This window comes from Bacillus sp. NPDC060175 (assembly GCF_042728695.1).
GTDB lineage: Bacteria > Bacillota > Bacilli > Bacillales > Bacillaceae_G > Bacillus_A.
In genome coordinates this window covers 75,403-92,863 of record NZ_JBHWYR010000007.1, presented here as the reverse complement: position 1 = coordinate 92,863, position 17,461 = coordinate 75,403, and the positions used below count along the sequence as shown (strand labels likewise).

Annotated in this window: 18 protein-coding genes, 1 pseudogene and 1 other annotated feature; of the genes and pseudogenes, 7 read left to right on the top strand and 12 right to left on the bottom strand. The window is 38.0% G+C overall.

Annotated features, from left to right (window positions below; all coding sequences use genetic code 11):
* The 4 genes and pseudogenes from ACFWDE_RS06270 to ACFWDE_RS06255 all read right to left on the bottom strand — a co-directional run.
* A pseudogene (locus ACFWDE_RS06270) lies at positions 1–782 on the bottom strand (collagen-like protein); the annotation flags it as partial.
* Positions 783–953: 171 nt separating this feature from the next.
* A complete protein-coding gene (locus ACFWDE_RS06265; protein WP_219920584.1) occupies positions 954–1,277 on the bottom strand; it encodes a hypothetical protein in 324 nt (107 codons plus the stop codon).
* Between the two features lie 20 nt (positions 1,278–1,297).
* Positions 1,298–1,522: a spore germination protein gene (locus ACFWDE_RS06260; protein ID WP_002145303.1), complete on the bottom strand. Its 225-nt coding sequence runs from the start codon at positions 1,520–1,522 to the stop codon at positions 1,298–1,300.
* A gap of 76 nt (positions 1,523–1,598) precedes the next feature.
* Positions 1,599–1,904 (bottom strand): rhodanese-like domain-containing protein, encoded by a 306-nt coding sequence (locus tag ACFWDE_RS06255; protein WP_377890823.1) that lies wholly within the window; start codon positions 1,902–1,904, stop codon positions 1,599–1,601.
* A 199-nt stretch (positions 1,905–2,103) separates the two neighbouring features.
* Between ACFWDE_RS06255 and ACFWDE_RS06250 the strand changes: the two genes are divergently transcribed.
* Complete coding sequence (locus ACFWDE_RS06250) at positions 2,104–2,286, top strand: hypothetical protein (RefSeq protein ID WP_002145301.1); 183 nt, start codon at positions 2,104–2,106, stop codon at positions 2,284–2,286.
* Positions 2,287–2,334: 48 nt separating this feature from the next.
* On the opposite strand, the gene ACFWDE_RS06245 is transcribed toward ACFWDE_RS06250, so the two are convergent.
* The gene (locus ACFWDE_RS06245; protein ID WP_377890821.1) at positions 2,335–3,459 is read right to left on the bottom strand and encodes a homoserine O-acetyltransferase family protein; all 1,125 of its coding nucleotides are present in this window, start codon (positions 3,457–3,459) and stop codon (positions 2,335–2,337) included.
* A gap of 153 nt (positions 3,460–3,612) precedes the next feature.
* Here ACFWDE_RS06245 and ACFWDE_RS06240 point away from each other — a divergent pair, with 153 nt between their 5' ends.
* From ACFWDE_RS06240 to ACFWDE_RS06220, 5 genes are all read left to right on the top strand, one after another.
* Positions 3,613–5,778, top strand: coding sequence for a spore germination protein (locus tag ACFWDE_RS06240; protein ID WP_377890819.1), 2,166 nt, complete (start codon positions 3,613–3,615; stop codon positions 5,776–5,778).
* Positions 5,779–5,794: 16 nt separating this feature from the next.
* A complete protein-coding gene (locus ACFWDE_RS06235) occupies positions 5,795–6,889 on the top strand; it encodes a spore germination protein (protein ID WP_377890816.1) in 1,095 nt (364 codons plus the stop codon).
* Positions 6,865–7,944 carry a Ger(x)C family spore germination protein gene (locus ACFWDE_RS06230; protein ID WP_377890814.1) on the top strand — a complete coding sequence of 360 codons (1,080 nt, stop codon included), beginning with the start codon at positions 6,865–6,867 and terminating at the stop codon, positions 7,942–7,944. Before ACFWDE_RS06235 ends, ACFWDE_RS06230 begins: the two co-directional genes overlap by 25 nt.
* A gap of 93 nt (positions 7,945–8,037) precedes the next feature.
* Positions 8,038–8,223 carry a hypothetical protein gene (locus ACFWDE_RS06225; RefSeq protein WP_000038778.1) on the top strand — a complete coding sequence of 62 codons (186 nt, stop codon included), beginning with the start codon at positions 8,038–8,040 and terminating at the stop codon, positions 8,221–8,223.
* A 249-nt stretch (positions 8,224–8,472) separates the two neighbouring features.
* Positions 8,473–8,895: a pyrophosphohydrolase domain-containing protein gene (locus tag ACFWDE_RS06220; RefSeq protein WP_002034433.1), complete on the top strand. Its 423-nt coding sequence runs from the start codon at positions 8,473–8,475 to the stop codon at positions 8,893–8,895.
* Between the two features lie 44 nt (positions 8,896–8,939).
* Here the strand turns inward: ACFWDE_RS06220 and ACFWDE_RS06215 are convergent, their stop codons facing one another.
* On the bottom strand, positions 8,940–10,049 hold the full coding sequence (locus ACFWDE_RS06215; RefSeq protein ID WP_377890889.1) for a VrrB protein: 1,110 nt from the start codon (positions 10,047–10,049) through the stop codon (positions 8,940–8,942).
* A 162-nt stretch (positions 10,050–10,211) separates the two neighbouring features.
* On the opposite strand from ACFWDE_RS06215, the gene ACFWDE_RS06210 reads away from it, so the two are divergent.
* Positions 10,212–10,637 carry a GNAT family N-acetyltransferase gene (locus tag ACFWDE_RS06210; RefSeq protein WP_377890887.1) on the top strand — a complete coding sequence of 142 codons (426 nt, stop codon included), beginning with the start codon at positions 10,212–10,214 and terminating at the stop codon, positions 10,635–10,637.
* 27 nt (positions 10,638–10,664) lie between these two features.
* On the opposite strand, the gene leuS is transcribed toward ACFWDE_RS06210, so the two are convergent.
* The 6 genes from leuS to ACFWDE_RS06180 form a co-directional block, all read right to left on the bottom strand.
* Positions 10,665–13,073, bottom strand: a complete 2,409-nt coding sequence (gene leuS / locus ACFWDE_RS06205; RefSeq protein WP_215574017.1) for a leucine--tRNA ligase — start codon at positions 13,071–13,073, stop codon at positions 10,665–10,667.
* A 65-nt stretch (positions 13,074–13,138) separates the two neighbouring features.
* Positions 13,139–13,357 (bottom strand) — a binding site (T-box leader).
* A 51-nt stretch (positions 13,358–13,408) separates the two neighbouring features.
* Positions 13,409–14,602, bottom strand: coding sequence for an MDR family MFS transporter (locus tag ACFWDE_RS06200; RefSeq protein WP_377890811.1), 1,194 nt, complete (start codon positions 14,600–14,602; stop codon positions 13,409–13,411).
* 190 nt (positions 14,603–14,792) lie between these two features.
* Entirely contained in the window at positions 14,793–16,016 is a 1,224-nt protein-coding gene (locus tag ACFWDE_RS06195; protein ID WP_016106407.1) for a cation:proton antiporter, read from the bottom strand.
* Between the two features lie 3 nt (positions 16,017–16,019).
* On the bottom strand, positions 16,020–16,517 hold the full coding sequence (locus tag ACFWDE_RS06190) for a cation:proton antiporter regulatory subunit (protein ID WP_215574018.1): 498 nt from the start codon (positions 16,515–16,517) through the stop codon (positions 16,020–16,022).
* Between the two features lie 41 nt (positions 16,518–16,558).
* Positions 16,559–17,125 (bottom strand): tyrosine-type recombinase/integrase, encoded by a 567-nt coding sequence (locus tag ACFWDE_RS06185; RefSeq protein ID WP_377890808.1) that lies wholly within the window; start codon positions 17,123–17,125, stop codon positions 16,559–16,561.
* A gap of 112 nt (positions 17,126–17,237) precedes the next feature.
* Positions 17,238–17,426: a hypothetical protein gene (locus ACFWDE_RS06180; protein ID WP_002067637.1), complete on the bottom strand. Its 189-nt coding sequence runs from the start codon at positions 17,424–17,426 to the stop codon at positions 17,238–17,240.
* Positions 17,427–17,461: the final 35 nt, after the last annotated feature.

Here is a 17,461-nt window from a genome sequence, read left to right as displayed (position 1 = left end):
GCTCCCGTACTTCCTGTTGGACCTGTGCTTCCTGTGACTCCCGTACTTCCCGTTGGACCGGTGTTTCCTGTCACTCCTGTACTTCCTGTGGCTCCCGTACTTCCCGTTGGACCGGTGTTTCCTGTCACTCCTGTACTTCCCGTTGCTCCCGTACTTCCTGTTGGACCTGTGCTTCCTGTGACTCCCGTACTTCCCGTTGGACCGGTGTTTCCTGTCACTCCTGTACTTCCTGTGGCTCCTGTATTTCCGGTTGGACCGGTGTTTCCTGTCACTCCTGTACTTCCCGTTGCTCCTGTATTTCCTGTCGGACCTGTATCTCCCGTTGTTCCAGTACTTCCGGTTGCACCTGTGACTCCTGTTGCTCCCGTGCTTCCCGTTGCTCCCGTATTTCCTGTTGGACCCGTACTTCCGGTGGCTCCTGTATTTCCTGTCGGACCCGTACTTCCTGTGGCTCCTGTATTTCCTGTCGGACCCGTGCTTCCCGTTGCTCCTGTATTTCCTGTCGAGCCTGTCACTCCTGTACTTCCCGTTGCTCCTGTATTTCCTGTCAGACCTGTATCTCCCGCTGCACCCGTACTTCCGGTTGGACCTGTACTTCCTGTCGCTCCCGTACTTCCTGTCGCTCCCGTACTTCCTGTCGCCCCCGTACTTCCTGTCGCCCCTGTTATCCCTGTCATTCCAGTTGGCACTGGAGGAAAAGTTGGGCCGACAAGATCTGGCGATATTTTAAAATTAGAATTTATCGACGCTTGTATTTTTTGTTTTCCATCATTTTTTTCCACCACTTCCACCCCCTCAAAAGCAAACTACAGCTGCAAAATATGTTCTATATAAAAATTCACCCTCCATTTGAATTGTATTTTCTAAAGCTGTCTCCAATACTACTTTTAAAACAATTCCTGCCATTTTTATGTAACACAAGTTCTTCTTCTAAATAAAAACTCCCCTATGCCTTAGGGGAGTCCTGCAACTGAATCTGTATTATCTGTATTTGGTGCTGCTTGCGTAGTACTCGACGCATTTGCACTTTGGCCCGTATTCCCTCCTGTTAAAGTACTAGCAGAAATACCTCTCGTATATGTTGTCGTCACAGAATCCCCCGGCTGTAAACAAAGCTTCGTCTCCGTCCCTATTACTGTAACAACATCAATCCAAGTGCAACCCGTTGAACCACTATACGATTTCGAGGCAGTAAACGAAGTATCCCTCAAATTATCACCCGTAAATATATTCCCAGTGTTATTAACGATAATAAACTCTTTTATACGTGCTGGCATACTTACACTCTACCTCTCCTTTACGAACCTAATGTACGTGTACTCGTCGCTAACGGTGGAAGAAATACTGACGTTCTAATCACCGCTTCTGGCTGCCGCTTCCCATTTAAAAAAATAGCCGTACTTGATCCTCCAGCACCGGCGTATATTTTTGCCACAGCTAAAGGTGAGATATTATAACAGTCGCCGACATTAACAGCTCCTGTATTATTAATAATTTTTACTTTACGCATGTTAATTCCCATTTCGCCTCCCCCTTTTATACACTGTATGCAAAAGAAAAAAACTTGAAACACACACGTTTCAAGTTTTTTTAGCTGATTATTTAGTTTCACCTTCATATTGAAGCATACCGCCAACCATATTCGCTGTTTTAAATCCTTGCTCATTTAAATAATGGCATACATTTTCACTACGCATTCCCGAACGGCAAATAAAGATATATTCATTCTCTTTCTCAAAGAAATCTACTTTATTTGGAATATCGCCCATTTTAATATGTACAGCTTCCGGAATTTTCCCTGTCGCTACTTCTTCATCTTCCCTTACATCTACTAAAAATAATGTTTCTCCATTTTCTAAACGCTCTTGCACTTCTTCTGTAGTAATTGTTTTTACTTCTGTCATATGTAGTTCCTCCTTATATACAATAAAACCTTCAGTTTCTTCTTTAAACAAACATTGCTCATCAATTTTAGCACGCGAAGGAAGGAACGCAAAGAATGGAACATTTATTTCTCAATTTTCCCGCAAAACTTATTCTTTACAAACATAACTGGCGCATTGTATCCTCAATATACTTGTTTGATGAAAGGAGCCAGTTAAAATGACACTTTTTCTTTTCATTACGGGCATCATTTTCTTAGTTTTTGCAGTTATTGCTCTTAGTATGAAAAATAATAAAAAGATAAAATCCCCTCAAGAAATGTCATTCTTATTTCTATTACTTAGTATAGCTTTCTTCGGTTTATCAATCGCTTCATATATTTTCCGTCTGCAAATCATGTAAAAAAAGGTGCCTACTATAAATCATGCACCTTTTCACATTAATTATTTCCTACACAAAACTAGATACTTTCCGATTTAAAAACTCATAAACTTTCTTTTCAAATAAATGAACATCTAACGCTCCTGCCATATGCCCATTTATACTTTCTATCTCATATACTTCTGCATACTTCCCCTGCTTTTGCAAAATTTCTACCATTTTATAATTGGAACGAGGCGGCTGAAGTAAATCTTGTTTGCATGGAATCATGAGTACATTCGCTTCAATCTTAGAAAGAGCCTCTTCTAAGGAAGAAAATCCATATGCAATATCATGTAATAAGACCGCTTTTGTAGTATACATCCATGAATTTGCATCTACTAAATCTATACTTTTACATGTCACTTTATTTATTTCTTTCTCAAATGATGTTAATGCAGAAAATTGTTGATAAGGTACCATTTCTATACTGTTCCGCGGGAATGCCTTTTCATAAAAATGTTCATCAAATGCGTTCATAAACATCATTTTATTCGCTAAATGAAGCCCCTTCGTTGGTTGCTCCTCTCCGTACTTTCCACCTTTCCAATTTGGATCAAGCTGAATTGCTTCAATCGCATTTTGCGCTACATTTCCCGACGTTATAATTGGATTTTGTGGATTCGTAATAACTCCAATCATTCGTTCTACCATATGAGGATAGTGGACAGCCCATTGCTGCGCAATCATCCCACCTGCCGAAGGTCCCATTACAGCATGTAATCTAGAAATGCCCATATCTTTTATTAACTCATATTGCATACGTGCTACATCTAAAAATGTGAAAACTGGAAAATCCATCGCATACTCAAAACCAGTCATCGGATTTATCGATTTTGGTCCCGTTGTAATCACGTAAGGGTTCTTCACCTGTACATTACAAAGGTTATCAGTACATATAACGAAATATTTATTTGTATCAATTGCTTTCCCAGGTCCAATTAATCCATCCCACCAACCAGCTTCCTCATCATGCTCTGTATATTTTCCTGCCGCGTGACTCGTTGCACTAAAATAATGGCAAACCAAAATCGCATTTGACCTTTCTCTATTTAAAGCACCATACGTCTCATACCCCATTTGAACAGGAATTCCCCTACCATTTTCAAAAATAAACTCTTTTAAAACAAACTTCTCCTTCTTTACAATTTGCATTGACTCGCCTTCTTCCCGTCATATTATGAACTCCTTACTAAAGGATTTTTTTCTGCGGAAAGCATTCTCCTTCTTCTTTTCATAAATAAATGAATAATATACAAAATTAGCCACAAAATAGCACTATATTACACAATCAAAGAGGGCATACATATGATTTGGAATTGGTTACGTAAGAAAAAAAACTCAAATACAAAAGAGACAGCTGATTCGGAACAACAGTCTGATGATCAAAAGGAACATAACAAAGATAAGAATGACGAGCCAAAAAGTAAGGAACAAACTGCTGCTTCTTCTCAAGACAAGCAGCAAAATTCTAAACAAGAGGATTCTTCTCAAGACAAGCAGCAAAATTCTAAGCAACAGGATTCTTCTCAAGACAAGCAGCAAAATTCTAAGCAACAGGATTCTTCTCAAGACAAACAGCAAAATTCTAAACAAGAGGATTCTTCTCAAGACAAGCAGCAAAATTCTAAGCAAGAAGATTCTTCTCAAAACAAACAGCAAAATTCTAAACAAGAGGATTCTGCTCAAGACAAACAGCAAAATTCTAAACAAGAGGATTCTTCTCAAAACAAACAGCAAAATTCTAAGCAAGAGGATTCTTCTCAAGACAAACAGCAAAATTCTAAGCAACAGGATTCTTCTCAAAACAAGCAGCAAAATTCTAAACAACAGGATTCTTCTCAAGACAAACAGCAAAGTTCTAAGCAAGACAATTCTTCTCAAGATAAGCAGCAAGGTTCTAAGCAAGACGAGCCTTCTCAAAACAAGCAGCAAGGTTCTAAGCAAGACAATTCTTCTCAAGATAAGCAGCAAAGCTCTGGAAGTAACAGCATTTATGACTTTAGTAAGCCAAAAAAGGACCGCATTCATTCTCTACAAGACTTAATAACGAAGCTAAAAAAGTCTAGTGATTTTATTAATTACCATACATCTGACGATGAAACGATGCCTTACTGGATTTCTTACTATCGCCCTTCACTTGATGGGGAGAAATTACAAAAATATTTAATGCCTACTCTTTTAGAACGACCATGCGCTTCACTAGAAGAGCTGAAAGAACATATTCCGATGAGTGGTATTACAATTACGAACGACTTACAAAAAATTGAGGACATGGTTTTAAAGGGACATGCGATTATTCAATTGAACCAACAAGATCAAAAATGTATGCTTGCAAACATTGCAATTGATAATTATCGTGCACCAACTCCTCCATTAAACGAATCAACCGTTATCGGGCCACAAGAAGGATTCGTAGAAGATATTGATACGAATATTAATTTAGTACGAAAACGCCTTCCTGTTTTAGATTTAAACACAAAAGAAATGATTATCGGTGAGTTTTCAAAAACAAAAGTTGTCATGATGTATTTAGACAACCTAGCTGAAAAAGATAATGTAGATTTTCTAGAGGAATCATTACGCGCTCTTGAATATGATCAAATTAATGATAGTGCTTATATACAAGAATTAATGGGTGAAAAGTCAATTTTCCCTCTCTATATAAATACAGAACGCACTGATAGAGTCACAAAAGCACTTATTGATGGGAAAATCGCTATTTTTGTTGATGGTTCTCCGAGTGTCCTATTAACACCTGTATCATATTTCGATTTTTTCATTTCACCAGAAGACTATAACGTTTCTTGGCTATACGCTACATTCTCAAGGATTTTAAGATTGATCGCTGTTCTATTCTCAATTTGTGCAACTCCATTATACGTTGCAGTTTTGAATTATCATTATGAATTAGTTCCGAGTGACTTACTTGAAACATTGATTTTATCAAGGGCTCAAGTACCATTTCCCCCTTTAATAGAAGCACTTTTCTTGGAACTTGCGATTGATTTATTAAGAGAAGCTGGAGCAAGGTTACCTATGAAGGTCGGACAAACGCTCGGTATTGTAGGCGGTATCGTAATCGGGCAAGCGTCCGTGCAAGCTGGTTTAACGAGTAATATTTTATTAATTATCGTTGCCTTATCAGCGTTAGCTTCCTTTATTACGCCCATTTATAAAATGGGTAACGCCGTTCGTTTACTACGTTTCCCATTTCTCGCATTTGCAGAAATAGGTGGGCTCTTCGGTATATCTCTTGGATTTATCTTTTTATTTACCCATTTGTTTAGACTTACTTCTTTACGTAAGCCGTACGCTCTCTTTTATCCAACGAGACAACAATCCTTTAAAGATTCTTGGATTCGTTTTCCATTAACAATGATTGATACTCGAGATGTTCAAGCAAGACCGCAACACGTAAAGAAAGCAACTAATGGAATTTCTACGAAACATACGTCAGATTTTGATGATTAAGAAATGAGGTGCATCGATGAGTAAAATTAAAGCCGAACACCAAATATCACCCGTCTTCGTTTTCTTTTTAATTCACGGTGCACAATTTGGTGCTGGTGTTCTCGGATTTGCCCGAATTATTGCGAAAGCAGCAGGATACGATGGCTGGATAGGTGTCCTTCTCACAGGAATCATCATTCATATTCTCCTATGGATGATGTATTTCTTGTTAAAAGAAACAAACGGAAATTTAATTGATTTACAGCGACAAACGTTCGGAAAATGGCTAGGAAACGGCATTAATCTCATCTTTATAGCCTATTTTTTAACTGTTAGTATTTCAGTCATTCGAACATACGTTGAAATTATTCAAGTATGGATGTTTCCTACCGCTTCAACTTTTATGTTAACACTCTGTTTATGCCTAGTTAGCTATTACATTATTTCCTCTGGTTTTCGCGTAATTACTGGCATTTGTGTCATCTCAGTTGGCGGTACATTGGGATATTTATTGCTTAGCCTATTCGTTTTGAAATACTCACATTGGTCTAATTTACTACCTATGTTCACACATTCTTTTTCAGATATTTTAAAAGCCGCCAATCTGTCAATCTACAGTATGACAGGGTTTGAAATTTATCTCATGGTTTATCCATTTGTGAAAAATCCGAAACAATCTCATAAATTCGCTCAATACGGAGCTTTATTTTCAAATCTTCTATATTTATTTAGTACCCTTTTAGCCTTTGCATTTTTTAGTGAGAAACAATTATTAAAAACGATATGGTCACAACTTTCTATGACCCAGGTAATCCAATTACCATTCATTGAAAGACTAGAATATATTGCAATTTCCGCTTATGCACTCGTTATTGTTACGAGTTTTATCCTTCCGTTATGGGCAGCAACAAGAGGAACACACGAAATATTTCGTGTAAAACAAAGAGGTGTTTTAATTGCTTTTATGCTCATTACCCTCATTATTTCACAGCTTTTAACGAACAGACATGATATTAACGATTTTATTAGTAATGCATCAAGGATTAGTTTTTGGCTTATATACATATACATCCCAATTCTATTTATTATTGTGTGGGTGAAAAGAAAATGGAAAAAATCAAAAGAAAATTAATGCTTCTTTCTTGTATCAGCGTCCTTAGTCTAACTGGTTGCTTACAAAAAAATATTATCGATGATGTTAACCTAATTCAAGGGACTGTTTTTGATACAGCAAAAGATAATAAAGTAAAAGTCACATTCGTTTGTCCTATACAGAAAAAAGGGAATAAAGTTCAAGTCTTTGAAGGAGTAGGAAACGCAGTAAAACAAGTAAAAGCGGATACTTCTTTAGAATCCTCTCAACCGTTTGCAAGCGGACAAATGCGTATTGCTTTATTTACTACAAAAATTGCTAAAAAAGGGTTATCAACTTCCTTTGACACGTTAATTCGTGATGTGAACATCGGGAACTCAATGTATGTCGGTCTATTAGAAGGAACTGGAATGGACTTACTAAAAGGTAAATATACAACATCATCTAACGTTGCCATTTATATAAAGAAAATGTTAGACCATAATATGCAAACAGGCCCTTTACCTACTGACAATCTACATTTAGGAGCTTATCGATATTATCGTGAAGGCCAAGATTCCTATTTACCAATTCTCAAAAAAGATAAAGATAAAATAAAAATTACTGGCATCGGCCTTTTAAAAGGAGATAAATATATTGGCAAAATTAATTATCATGATATGTTTGCCTTTAAAGGCTTATTGGAAAAACACCGATTAGATTCACATGAATTTAAAGCAAACTCTGGATACACAATCATTAATAATATTCGCTCCGTCCCTAATTACCAAGTAAATATTAAAGACGGAAAACCATCATTTTTTATACACGTCAAACTAGAAGCGCGTATTCAAGAAATATCTAAACAGTTCAACTTAGACAATAAAAAGAACACAAAAAAAATAGAAAAATCAGTTGAAAAACAATTAGATGCAACAGCTAACAAACTAATTAAACAGTTTAAATCTTTAAATGTGGATCCGCTCGGCCTTGGTGCAAGATACAAAGAACATTATCGCTCATTCAAATTAGAAGAGTGGAGAAAAATGTACAAAGATGTTCCCATTACAATAAAATACACAGTTAACATTACAAATTCTGGCGTAATTGAATGATAATGATTGAACTCCTCCCTCCGGCATGATACAACGGAGAGAGGAGTTTTTCATTACCAAATATAGAGAGAAAAGATATTTACGGGGGAGCTTATGTCTAAAAAATTAGTAAAACCTATTTTAAATGGTATTTTATTTCTCGGCGTCTTTTTATTTGCTCATACATACTTAAAAAATGTTTCTTTCACACGTTATTTACTTGTCGTTATACCAATGCTACTCATCGGAATGTTTGGCATCGATCTTATTTTATCCATTTTAATTAAGAAAGAAGAATAACGAGCGAACATCTTATTTCTCATAAGATGTTCTTTTTATTTAATAACTACCTTATGTTACAATAAAGTGAAACTTTAATCAGTGGGGATTTTGTCCATTCCCCGCTGATTATTAGCCTTCACCAATCGGGCTTTTACGGGCAGTTATCTCCCACCTCGCTTCCTCGCATTTGCGACTTTTGAGGTGGGAGTCTTACTGCCCGTTAATGCGGGATAAACTTCGGCATAACGTAAGAAAGGATGAAACAACATGACAAACGAAAAAGGTTTAGATAAAGGATACGAACTTGTTGCAAAAATGCATGAAGAGTTCGGACATCCTGTGACAAGTACTCCAACAAAACTAACAGAAGAGCGTGCAAAAATTCGTGCTAGCTTTATGCAAGAAGAGTTAGAAGAATTTCTAGAAGCAACAACTGTTGAAGATCAATATGATGCACTTATTGACCTTATTTACTTTGCATTCGGAACGTTTGCAGAAATGGGCGTACGTCCAGATAAAGGATTTGAAATTGTAAACAATGCTAACATGGCAAAACTATTCCCTGATGGAAAGCCTCGATTCCGCGAGGGCGATGGCAAAATTATGAAGCCAGAAGGATGGCAAGCACCGGAACCACAACTTCGTGCGGAAATCGAACGTCAGCGCCAAGAAGCTGAAAAAAACTGCTAGGATCTCCTAGCAGTTTTTTATTATGTCTTTTTTCCTGCAATTCATTAATGACCCACGTGTCCCGCGTGTCCTGCTGCTCCTGCAGTACCAGCTGCTGCTCCTGCTGCAGTCCCTGCTCCAATTCCACCTGCCCAAGGCTGTTGTTGCTGCTGATATTGCTGATATTGCTGTTGACCTTGGTGTTGCTGCTGACCATGCTGATGCTGTTGACCATGATGTTGATGTTGACCTTGGTGATGCTGTTGACCTTGGTGGTGATGTTGACCATGGTGGTGATGTTGACCGTGGTGACCATGCTGCTGACCTTGATGAGTTTGATAAAGGACAGCCTGCGGATGAGCTTGGTGATGACCTTGGTGATGTACTTGTTGCTGATGGTGGCCTTGGTGATGCTGTTGACCATGGTGGTGATGTTGACCATGGTGGTGATGTTGACCGTGGTGGTGATGTTGACCGTGGTGATCATGCTGCTGACCTTGATGAGTTTGATAAAGAACAGCCTGCGGATGAATTTGGTGATGGCCTTGGTGATGTACTTGTTGTTGATGATGACCGTGATGCTGTTGATGGCCATGATGTTGATGATGGCCGTGATGCTGTTGATGGCCATGATGCTGTTGATGACCGTGATGCTGTTGATGGCCGTGGTGCTGTTGATGGCCATGATGTTGATGATGACCGTGGTGCACATGATGACCATGAACACCTTGAGGGAAGCCGCCGATTCCACCAGCTACAACACCAACGCCAGGTACAGGAAATCCTGTTTGTACGCCTCCAACGAAAGATGGGAATGTAGTTGGCATACCTACAGGAACTCCACCCTGTGCTCCCCCTACAAATGTTGGGAAGCCTGTTTGTGCTCCGGCTACCGACGTTGGAAATCCTCCCATTCCCCCCGGAAAGCCTGTTTGTGCTCCAGCTACTGATGTTGGAAACCCTCCCATTCCCCCTGGAAAGCCTGTTTGTGCTCCAGCTACTGATGTTGGAAATCCTCCCATTCCCCCTGGAAAGCCTCCTCCTGCTCCTCCCATCCACATTGGGATTTCTCCATATCCTTGCTGTCCAGCGCCCCCCATTAACATCATCTGTGCATAACCGTCTTCCTCACCTACCATAAAGCCATGCGGTGCATTATTATCCATTCCTTTCATTACTTTCACCTCTTCTTCTCATTTAGCCTACCTTTTTTATCATATTTTCTATAGAAGAATAGGTGTTTGTCTATATGGGAATTCCGCGCTTTTTTATTTGTTCTCCATTCGTGTCAAAAGCAATTAACTGATTATTCACTCTAAAAGGAGGGCGTTGTATTGATGATCATAACGAAGGCTGAAATAACTGATTTAGATTCAATCGGAGATATAGATGTCGCTGTAATCGGAGACGATAGTAGACGAAATTATATTAAACACGCTATCGATGAAGGAAACTGCATAATTGCAAAAGAAGACAATTCCATTTCTGGTTTTCTAACATACGATACAAATTTATTTCGTTATACTTTCCTCTCATTAATCATTGTTTCGCCAACGAAAAGAAGACAAGGTCATGCAAGCTCATTAATCTCATATATGTTAAGGCATTCTCCTACTCAAAAAATATTTTCTTCAACGAACGAACCGAATACAAATATGCAAAAAGTTTTTAAAACGAATGGATTTATGCGTAGTGGAATGATCGAAAACTTAAATGAAGGTGATCCAGAGATTATTTTTCACATAAAAAAGCTCAGAGCATAAACGCTCTGAGCTTTTATTAATAATTAATTAGTTTGCAACAACGTTAACAAGTTTTCCAGGAACAACAATTACTTTACGAACTGTTTTCCCTTCAATTTGTTCTTTGATTTCCTCAAGTGCAAGTTGTTCCATTTCTTCTTTTGATGCGTCTTTACTCATTGTTAATTTTGCACGAACTTTGCCCATAATTTGAACAACGATTTCAACTTCATCTTCTACAAGTTTAGACTCATCAAATGTTGGCCAGCTTGCATATGTGATTGTTTCATTGTATCCAAGCTTGCTCCATAGTTCTTCCCCGATGTGAGGTGCAACTGGTGCAATCATTTTTACGAAACCTTCTACATATTCTTTCGGAAGTGTTTCAGCTTTGTATGCATCGTTGATGAATACCATCATTTGAGAAATCGCTGTGTTGAAGCGAAGCTCTGCATAGTCTTCTGTTACTTTCTTCACTGTTTGGTGGTAAGCTTTTTCAAGCTCTTTATTTGGTGCATCAGTAATTTTCTCACTTAATTCACCATTATCTTGAATGAATAGGCGCCATACGCGGTCTAGGAAACGACGAGCTCCGTCAAGACCATTTTCAGACCAAGCGATTGAAGCATCTAATGGTCCCATGAACATTTCGTATAGACGAAGTGTATCTGCACCGTGGCTTGCTACAATATCATCCGGGTTTACAACGTTACCTTTTGATTTACTCATTTTCTCGTTGTTTTCACCTAAGATCATACCTTGGTTGAATAATTGTTGGAACGGTTCTTTCGTTGGAACTACACCGATATCATATAATACTTTATGCCAGAAACGAGCATATAGTAAGTGAAGTACAGCGTGCTCTGCTCCGCCGATATAAATATCAACTGGAAGCCATTGTTTTACTTTTTCAGGATCTACAAGTGCTTCGCTGTTGTTTGGATCGATGTAGCGTAGGTAGTACCAGCAGCTACCAGCCCATTGTGGCATTGTATTTGTTTCACGACGACCTTTTTTACCAGTTTCAGGATCAACAACATTTACCCACTCTTCAATATTTGCAAGTGGTGACTCACCTGTACCTGAAGGGCGAATGTTCTCTGTTTTTGGAAGAACTAATGGTAATTCTTCTTCTTTCACAGCTGTCATTGTGCCATCTTCCCAATGGATTACTGGAATTGGCTCACCCCAGTAACGTTGACGGCTAAATAACCAGTCACGTAGACGGTACGTTACTTTTTGATTTCCTGCACTTGTTACTTCAAGCCATTCAATCATTTTCACAATTGCTTCTTCTTTATTTAATCCATCAAGGAATGCTGAGTTTACGTGTGCACCATCACCTGTGTACACTTCTTTCGTAATATCTCCGCCTTTTACAACTTCTTTCATTGGAAGATTGAATACTGATGCGAATTCATAATCACGCTCATCGTGAGCTGGAACTGCCATTACAGCACCTGTTCCGTAAGTTGCAAGAACGTAATCAGCGATCCAGATTGGTAATTTCTCACCGTTTACTGGGTTAACTGCGTAAGCACCAGTGAATACACCAGTTTTCTCTTTCGCAAGTTCTGTACGCTCTAAATCGCTCTTCATTTTAACAGAGTTAATGTAAGCTTCTACAGCTTCTTTTTGATCTGCTGTTGTAATTTCTGCAACAAGTGCATGTTCCGGAGCAAGTACACAGTATGTTGCACCAAATAGTGTATCAGGACGCGTTGTGAAAACTGTGAACTTCTCATCTGTACCCTCGATGTTGAAGTGTACTTCTGCACCTTCAGAACGACCGATCCAGTTACGTTGCATGTCTTTTAAGCTTTCTGGCCAATTAAGCTCATCTAGATCTTCTAATAGACGATCTCCGTAAGCTGTAATTTTTAACATCCACTGTCTCATCGGACGACGCTCAACTGGATGTCCACCACGCTCACTCTTACCGTCAATGATTTCTTCGTTTGCAAGTACTGTACCAAGTGCTGGGCACCAGTTTACAGGTACTTCATCAACGTAAGCTAAACCTTTTTCAAATAGTTTTAGGAAGATCCATTGTGTCCACTTGTAGTAGGTTGGATCTGTTGTATTTACTTCACGATCCCAATCGTAAGAGAAGCCTAATGCTTTAATTTGATTACGGAACGTATTAATATTAAGCTCTGTAAATTCTGCCGGGCTGTTTCCAGTATCAAGTGCATATTGCTCTGCTGGAAGACCGAATGCATCCCATCCCATTGGATGAAGAACGTTATATCCTTGCATACGCTTCATACGAGATAAAATATCTGTCGCTGTATAACCTTCTGGATGACCTACGTGTAAGCCTGCACCTGATGGATATGGGAACATATCTAGCGCATAAAATTTTGGTTTTTCTGTCTCATCTGGCGTACGGAATGTTTTATTCTCTTCCCAATGACCTTGCCACTTCTTCTCAATTTCTTGATGATTAAAGCTCATGAGATACCCTCCTTGAAATTCTATTTATTTTCACCGCCCAAAATACAAAAAACCTCTCATCCCTAGAAAGGGACGAGAGGTTATAGATTCCCGCGGTACCACCCTAAATTAATGTAATAAATACATTCGCTTAGATCCGTAACGTGGATTAACGGCAATTGCTACTAATGATTTCACAACTGCAACTCAAAGGCGAGTTCATAACGAAACGTGGATTGACTTGCACCGACCGTCAACTCTCTAAACCAGCTTCTATTACTACTACTCCTTCTCACTGTTATTACAAATATGAGTTAATTAAATATATTCTAAAACATGTTGCATGTTCCGTCAAACTAAACTGCAATTTTTTCTTCAACTGTTTCTTCTACTTTTACTCGTCTATCATAAATACTCGTTGCTATAAGCGCTACTACAAGCATTACCATGATCGCTATAAACAATACTTCCATATTGTATATATCAACAATTGCTCCGCCAACGACTGGTCCGAACATTTTCCCTACAGTCGCCGCACTATTTACGACCCCTTGATAAAATCCTAACTTATCTTTCGGTGCAAGTATATTTGCAATGGTCGGAACTGCTGGCCATACGAATAATTCACCAATTGTTAATGTCACCATCGCAACGAGGAACATCGTAAATTGCTCCGCTTGGCTTAACACAATGAATGACGCCGCAAAAATGATAATTCCAATCATAATTTGTTGCTTTAAAGAACGCTTCATCCAGCGAATTAGCATACTAACGAGCGGCTGCGCACAAACAATCATCGCTCCGTTTATCGTCCATAATAAACTATAGTGACGAAGGCTAATATTTAATTCTTGCATATGCGTTGCAATTGCACCTTGCCACTGTACGTATGTAACCCAGCATAAAGCATATGCTACACACACAATAAGAAGTGCTTTGAATCCAGGTGTAAGCGTCCACCCTTTTTTCGTTTCGATTTCCTTTTGCACTCCTGGCTCTTTTTTGTCTTCCATACCATGGAATCCAATAAAAGCAATTAAGAAAAAAACAAAGTATAAAATAAAGTTCGCTAAGAAAATATAATCAAAACGATAAGACGCAACTAATCCACCGCACGCTGTTCCAATAGCAATACCAACATTTTGTCCAACATACATCGCATTAAACGCTCTTCGTCCGCCTTCTGGCCAAACCGTCCCAACCATCGCATACATCGATGGAAACACCATTCCAGAACCGAAGCCGATTAATGCTAACCACACAACATATAACGGCCATCCGTGGAAGAACACAAGACCTAAAATCGATACGAGTGTAATGACAATCCCTACTAAAATTGATTTATAACCGCCCCATTTATCAAATAAAACACCGCCGAGTAAGTTTCCGATTACACCAGTAAGCGAGTTAATCATTAATACCATTCCGGCCACTGATAAAGATTTCCCTAAACTATCATGTAAGTAAATTGTATTAAAAGGCCATAAAAAAGAAGCACCCGTGACATTAATAATCATCCCAGCTACTAATAGCCATACTTTCCTTGGCATAGTCTCCCCTCCTATTCTCTTTTTTTCGTTCATATATATAACAGTAAAATTGTAGTCGTTTTTAAATAGGAAGGCAACTGATTAATAGTTGATGAAATTCAGATAATAGCACAAAGACGATTAGAATGTATTCTAATCGTCTTTGTAAAATATTAATCTATAAATAATGGAATCGTTCCCTCGCGAAAGGTTATCCAACTTCCTTTTTACGTTTTGCACTTTCTTTAGCACTCCATTTAAATATTTTGTCTAGTAGAGAGTATATTCTCCCAGACTCCTTCGTTAATAATGGCCCTAACGACGCCAATATTAAAACATATAAAGCTGAGAATGGTTTAATCGTTGCCATTAAGCCACCCGCTATTCCGAGATTCGCGACAATAATGGAGAATTCCCCACGTGATATAAGTGTTAAACCGATATTCGTAGAAGCCTTATGCGATAACCCGGCTTTACGCCCTGCAATCATTCCAGCTGTAAAATTACCGATGAGAGTAATGAAAACTGCTCCTAATGCCAACCATACTGCTCCTCCAAGCGAAAACGGATCTATACTTAAACCGAAGCTGAAGAAAAATATAGCTCCAAAGAAATCACGAAACGGAACAACGAGATGCTCGATTCGATCACTATGCTCTGTTTCTGAAAAGACGAGTCCTAACAATAAAGCCCCAATCGCTTCCGCAACATGAATTGTTTCTGAAAATCCTGCTACAAAGAATAAAATAGCGAATATTACGATAATAAAAATTTCGTTTGACGAAATATCTAATACTTTATTTAGGAACGGCGTAGCTTTTCTAGCGATTACAAAGAATAGTAACATATATCCTACTGCGATTAACACGGATGTAAGAGCACCTACAAATGATGTTGCACCTCCGAGTACTAATCCTGAAACAACTGATAAATATACAGCTAAAAAGATATCATCAAACATAATGATTCCTAAAATTAGTTCTGTCTCTTTATTACCAGTTCTTCTTAAATCAACGATTACTTTCGCTACAATTGCACTCGATGAGATTGTAATAATTCCAGCAATAATTAATGTTTCTAGTAAGGGGAAGCCCATTATATATCCATAAAGTAAACCTAATATGAAATTAAGCGATATATGAACACTACCCCCAAAAGCAATCGACTTTCCTGATTTAATTAATTTTTTTATTGAGAATTCTAAGCCTAAGTAGAATAGGAGGAATATGACGCCAACACGGCCGAGGAAGGAAATAACTTCTCCGCTTTCAATAAACCTTAAATCGATAAGTCCTAAATCTGGGGCATGAGGCCCCACTAGCATACCGAGTATAATGAGAAACGGAATAATCGAAAACTTTAACTTTGCAGCGAGGATAGCTGCAAAAGCTACTAATACTAGCGCAGTTCCAACTTCAAAAATTAAAGTATCCATCGATTACGAATCACCTCCTGCTGAAAGTAATTCCTTAATGATTCTTTTCACTTCATGTCTTTCGCCCGATAATACGAGCATATCACCAGCATCAATAATTGAATCTGGGCCTGGATTAAAGAACTTCTTCATATTCTTTTTCAAAATAGCAATGATTGTTACGTTATATGTTTTTCTAACACTTAAACTACCAATTGTTTTCTGAACCACTGGTGCGTTATTTTCTATTTTAAACCACTCAATTGATAATCCTTCAAAAGCCATTTCAATTGTATCTAAAGCTTGTGGTCTATATACCATTCCGCCTAATATAGCCGCAATTTGTCTTGCTTCAGAATCGCGAAGAGAAATGCTTGAAATACTCTCATCATGATCGGCATCAAAATGATACATTTCCCTTCTTCCATCATCGTGAATAACAATAACCATTTTTTCATTACCTTTTGTTATCACTTCAAATTTACATCCAATGCCCGGTAGTTCACTCTCTCTAATATTCATATTCCCGCCTCCTAATTTTTTTTAGTTACGGCTCTTTCCTTTTACAAATCTACATCAATCTCTGTTTTAAACTTTTCATCTTTTGATATCCCTAAATACTTGAGCGTTTCTGATGGGGTCGCGTGATGAAAATGTTTTTGCAACAGCGCGATTGCTATTCCTCTTTTATACGCATGAAATCCAAACGTTTTTCGCATAGAATTCGTTCCAATCTTACCAAGTATCCCAACCGCTTCAGCTGCACTATGAATAACACGATAAGCTTGTTGGCGCGAAATTGAATTTGTTGTTTTATTAGATTGAAATACATAATTTTCTCTTTGAATATCAAAAGATTGTACGTACGCTAAAAGCGCTTCTTTTACTTTTGTATTTAAATAAATATCTTGTTTAAATTTTTCATCTTTCACAGGAAGAGAATAAAACTCTTTAGCAGTTCCATCTTCATTTAATACATCTTCGAATTTAATGCTCAGTAGTTCAGTAATTTTTAAACCCGTGTTAATTCCAATAACGAATAAAAGATAATCTCGCTGGGAATGCTCTTTCAAATATTTTTTCATAGCCTCAATTTGGCTTATATCTTTTAATGCCTCTACAACTTCCATACATGTATTCTCCTCATCTTATGAACGGTAATTTTCTCATCATGTTGTCCATTTTACCTTATCATGCTATGGGAATTCCATGTATTATCCATTTCCTTTTAAATTTTTTACGCTATACAATTGGAGCGATATACTTTAATGCACCTAAAAATTCTGGATATTTATGATTTGGAAACTTACTATTGTAAAAATACGTTGCGGTTAGAAAAATAACGAGGGATAAAAATGAAAATAGTAAAACTTCTTTGGACCTTAGCGCTATACCTATAACTTCAAATAAAGATCCATCTTCTTTCTGCAAGTTAGATTCCTCCTTTCAGTTCCTGCTACTTTATA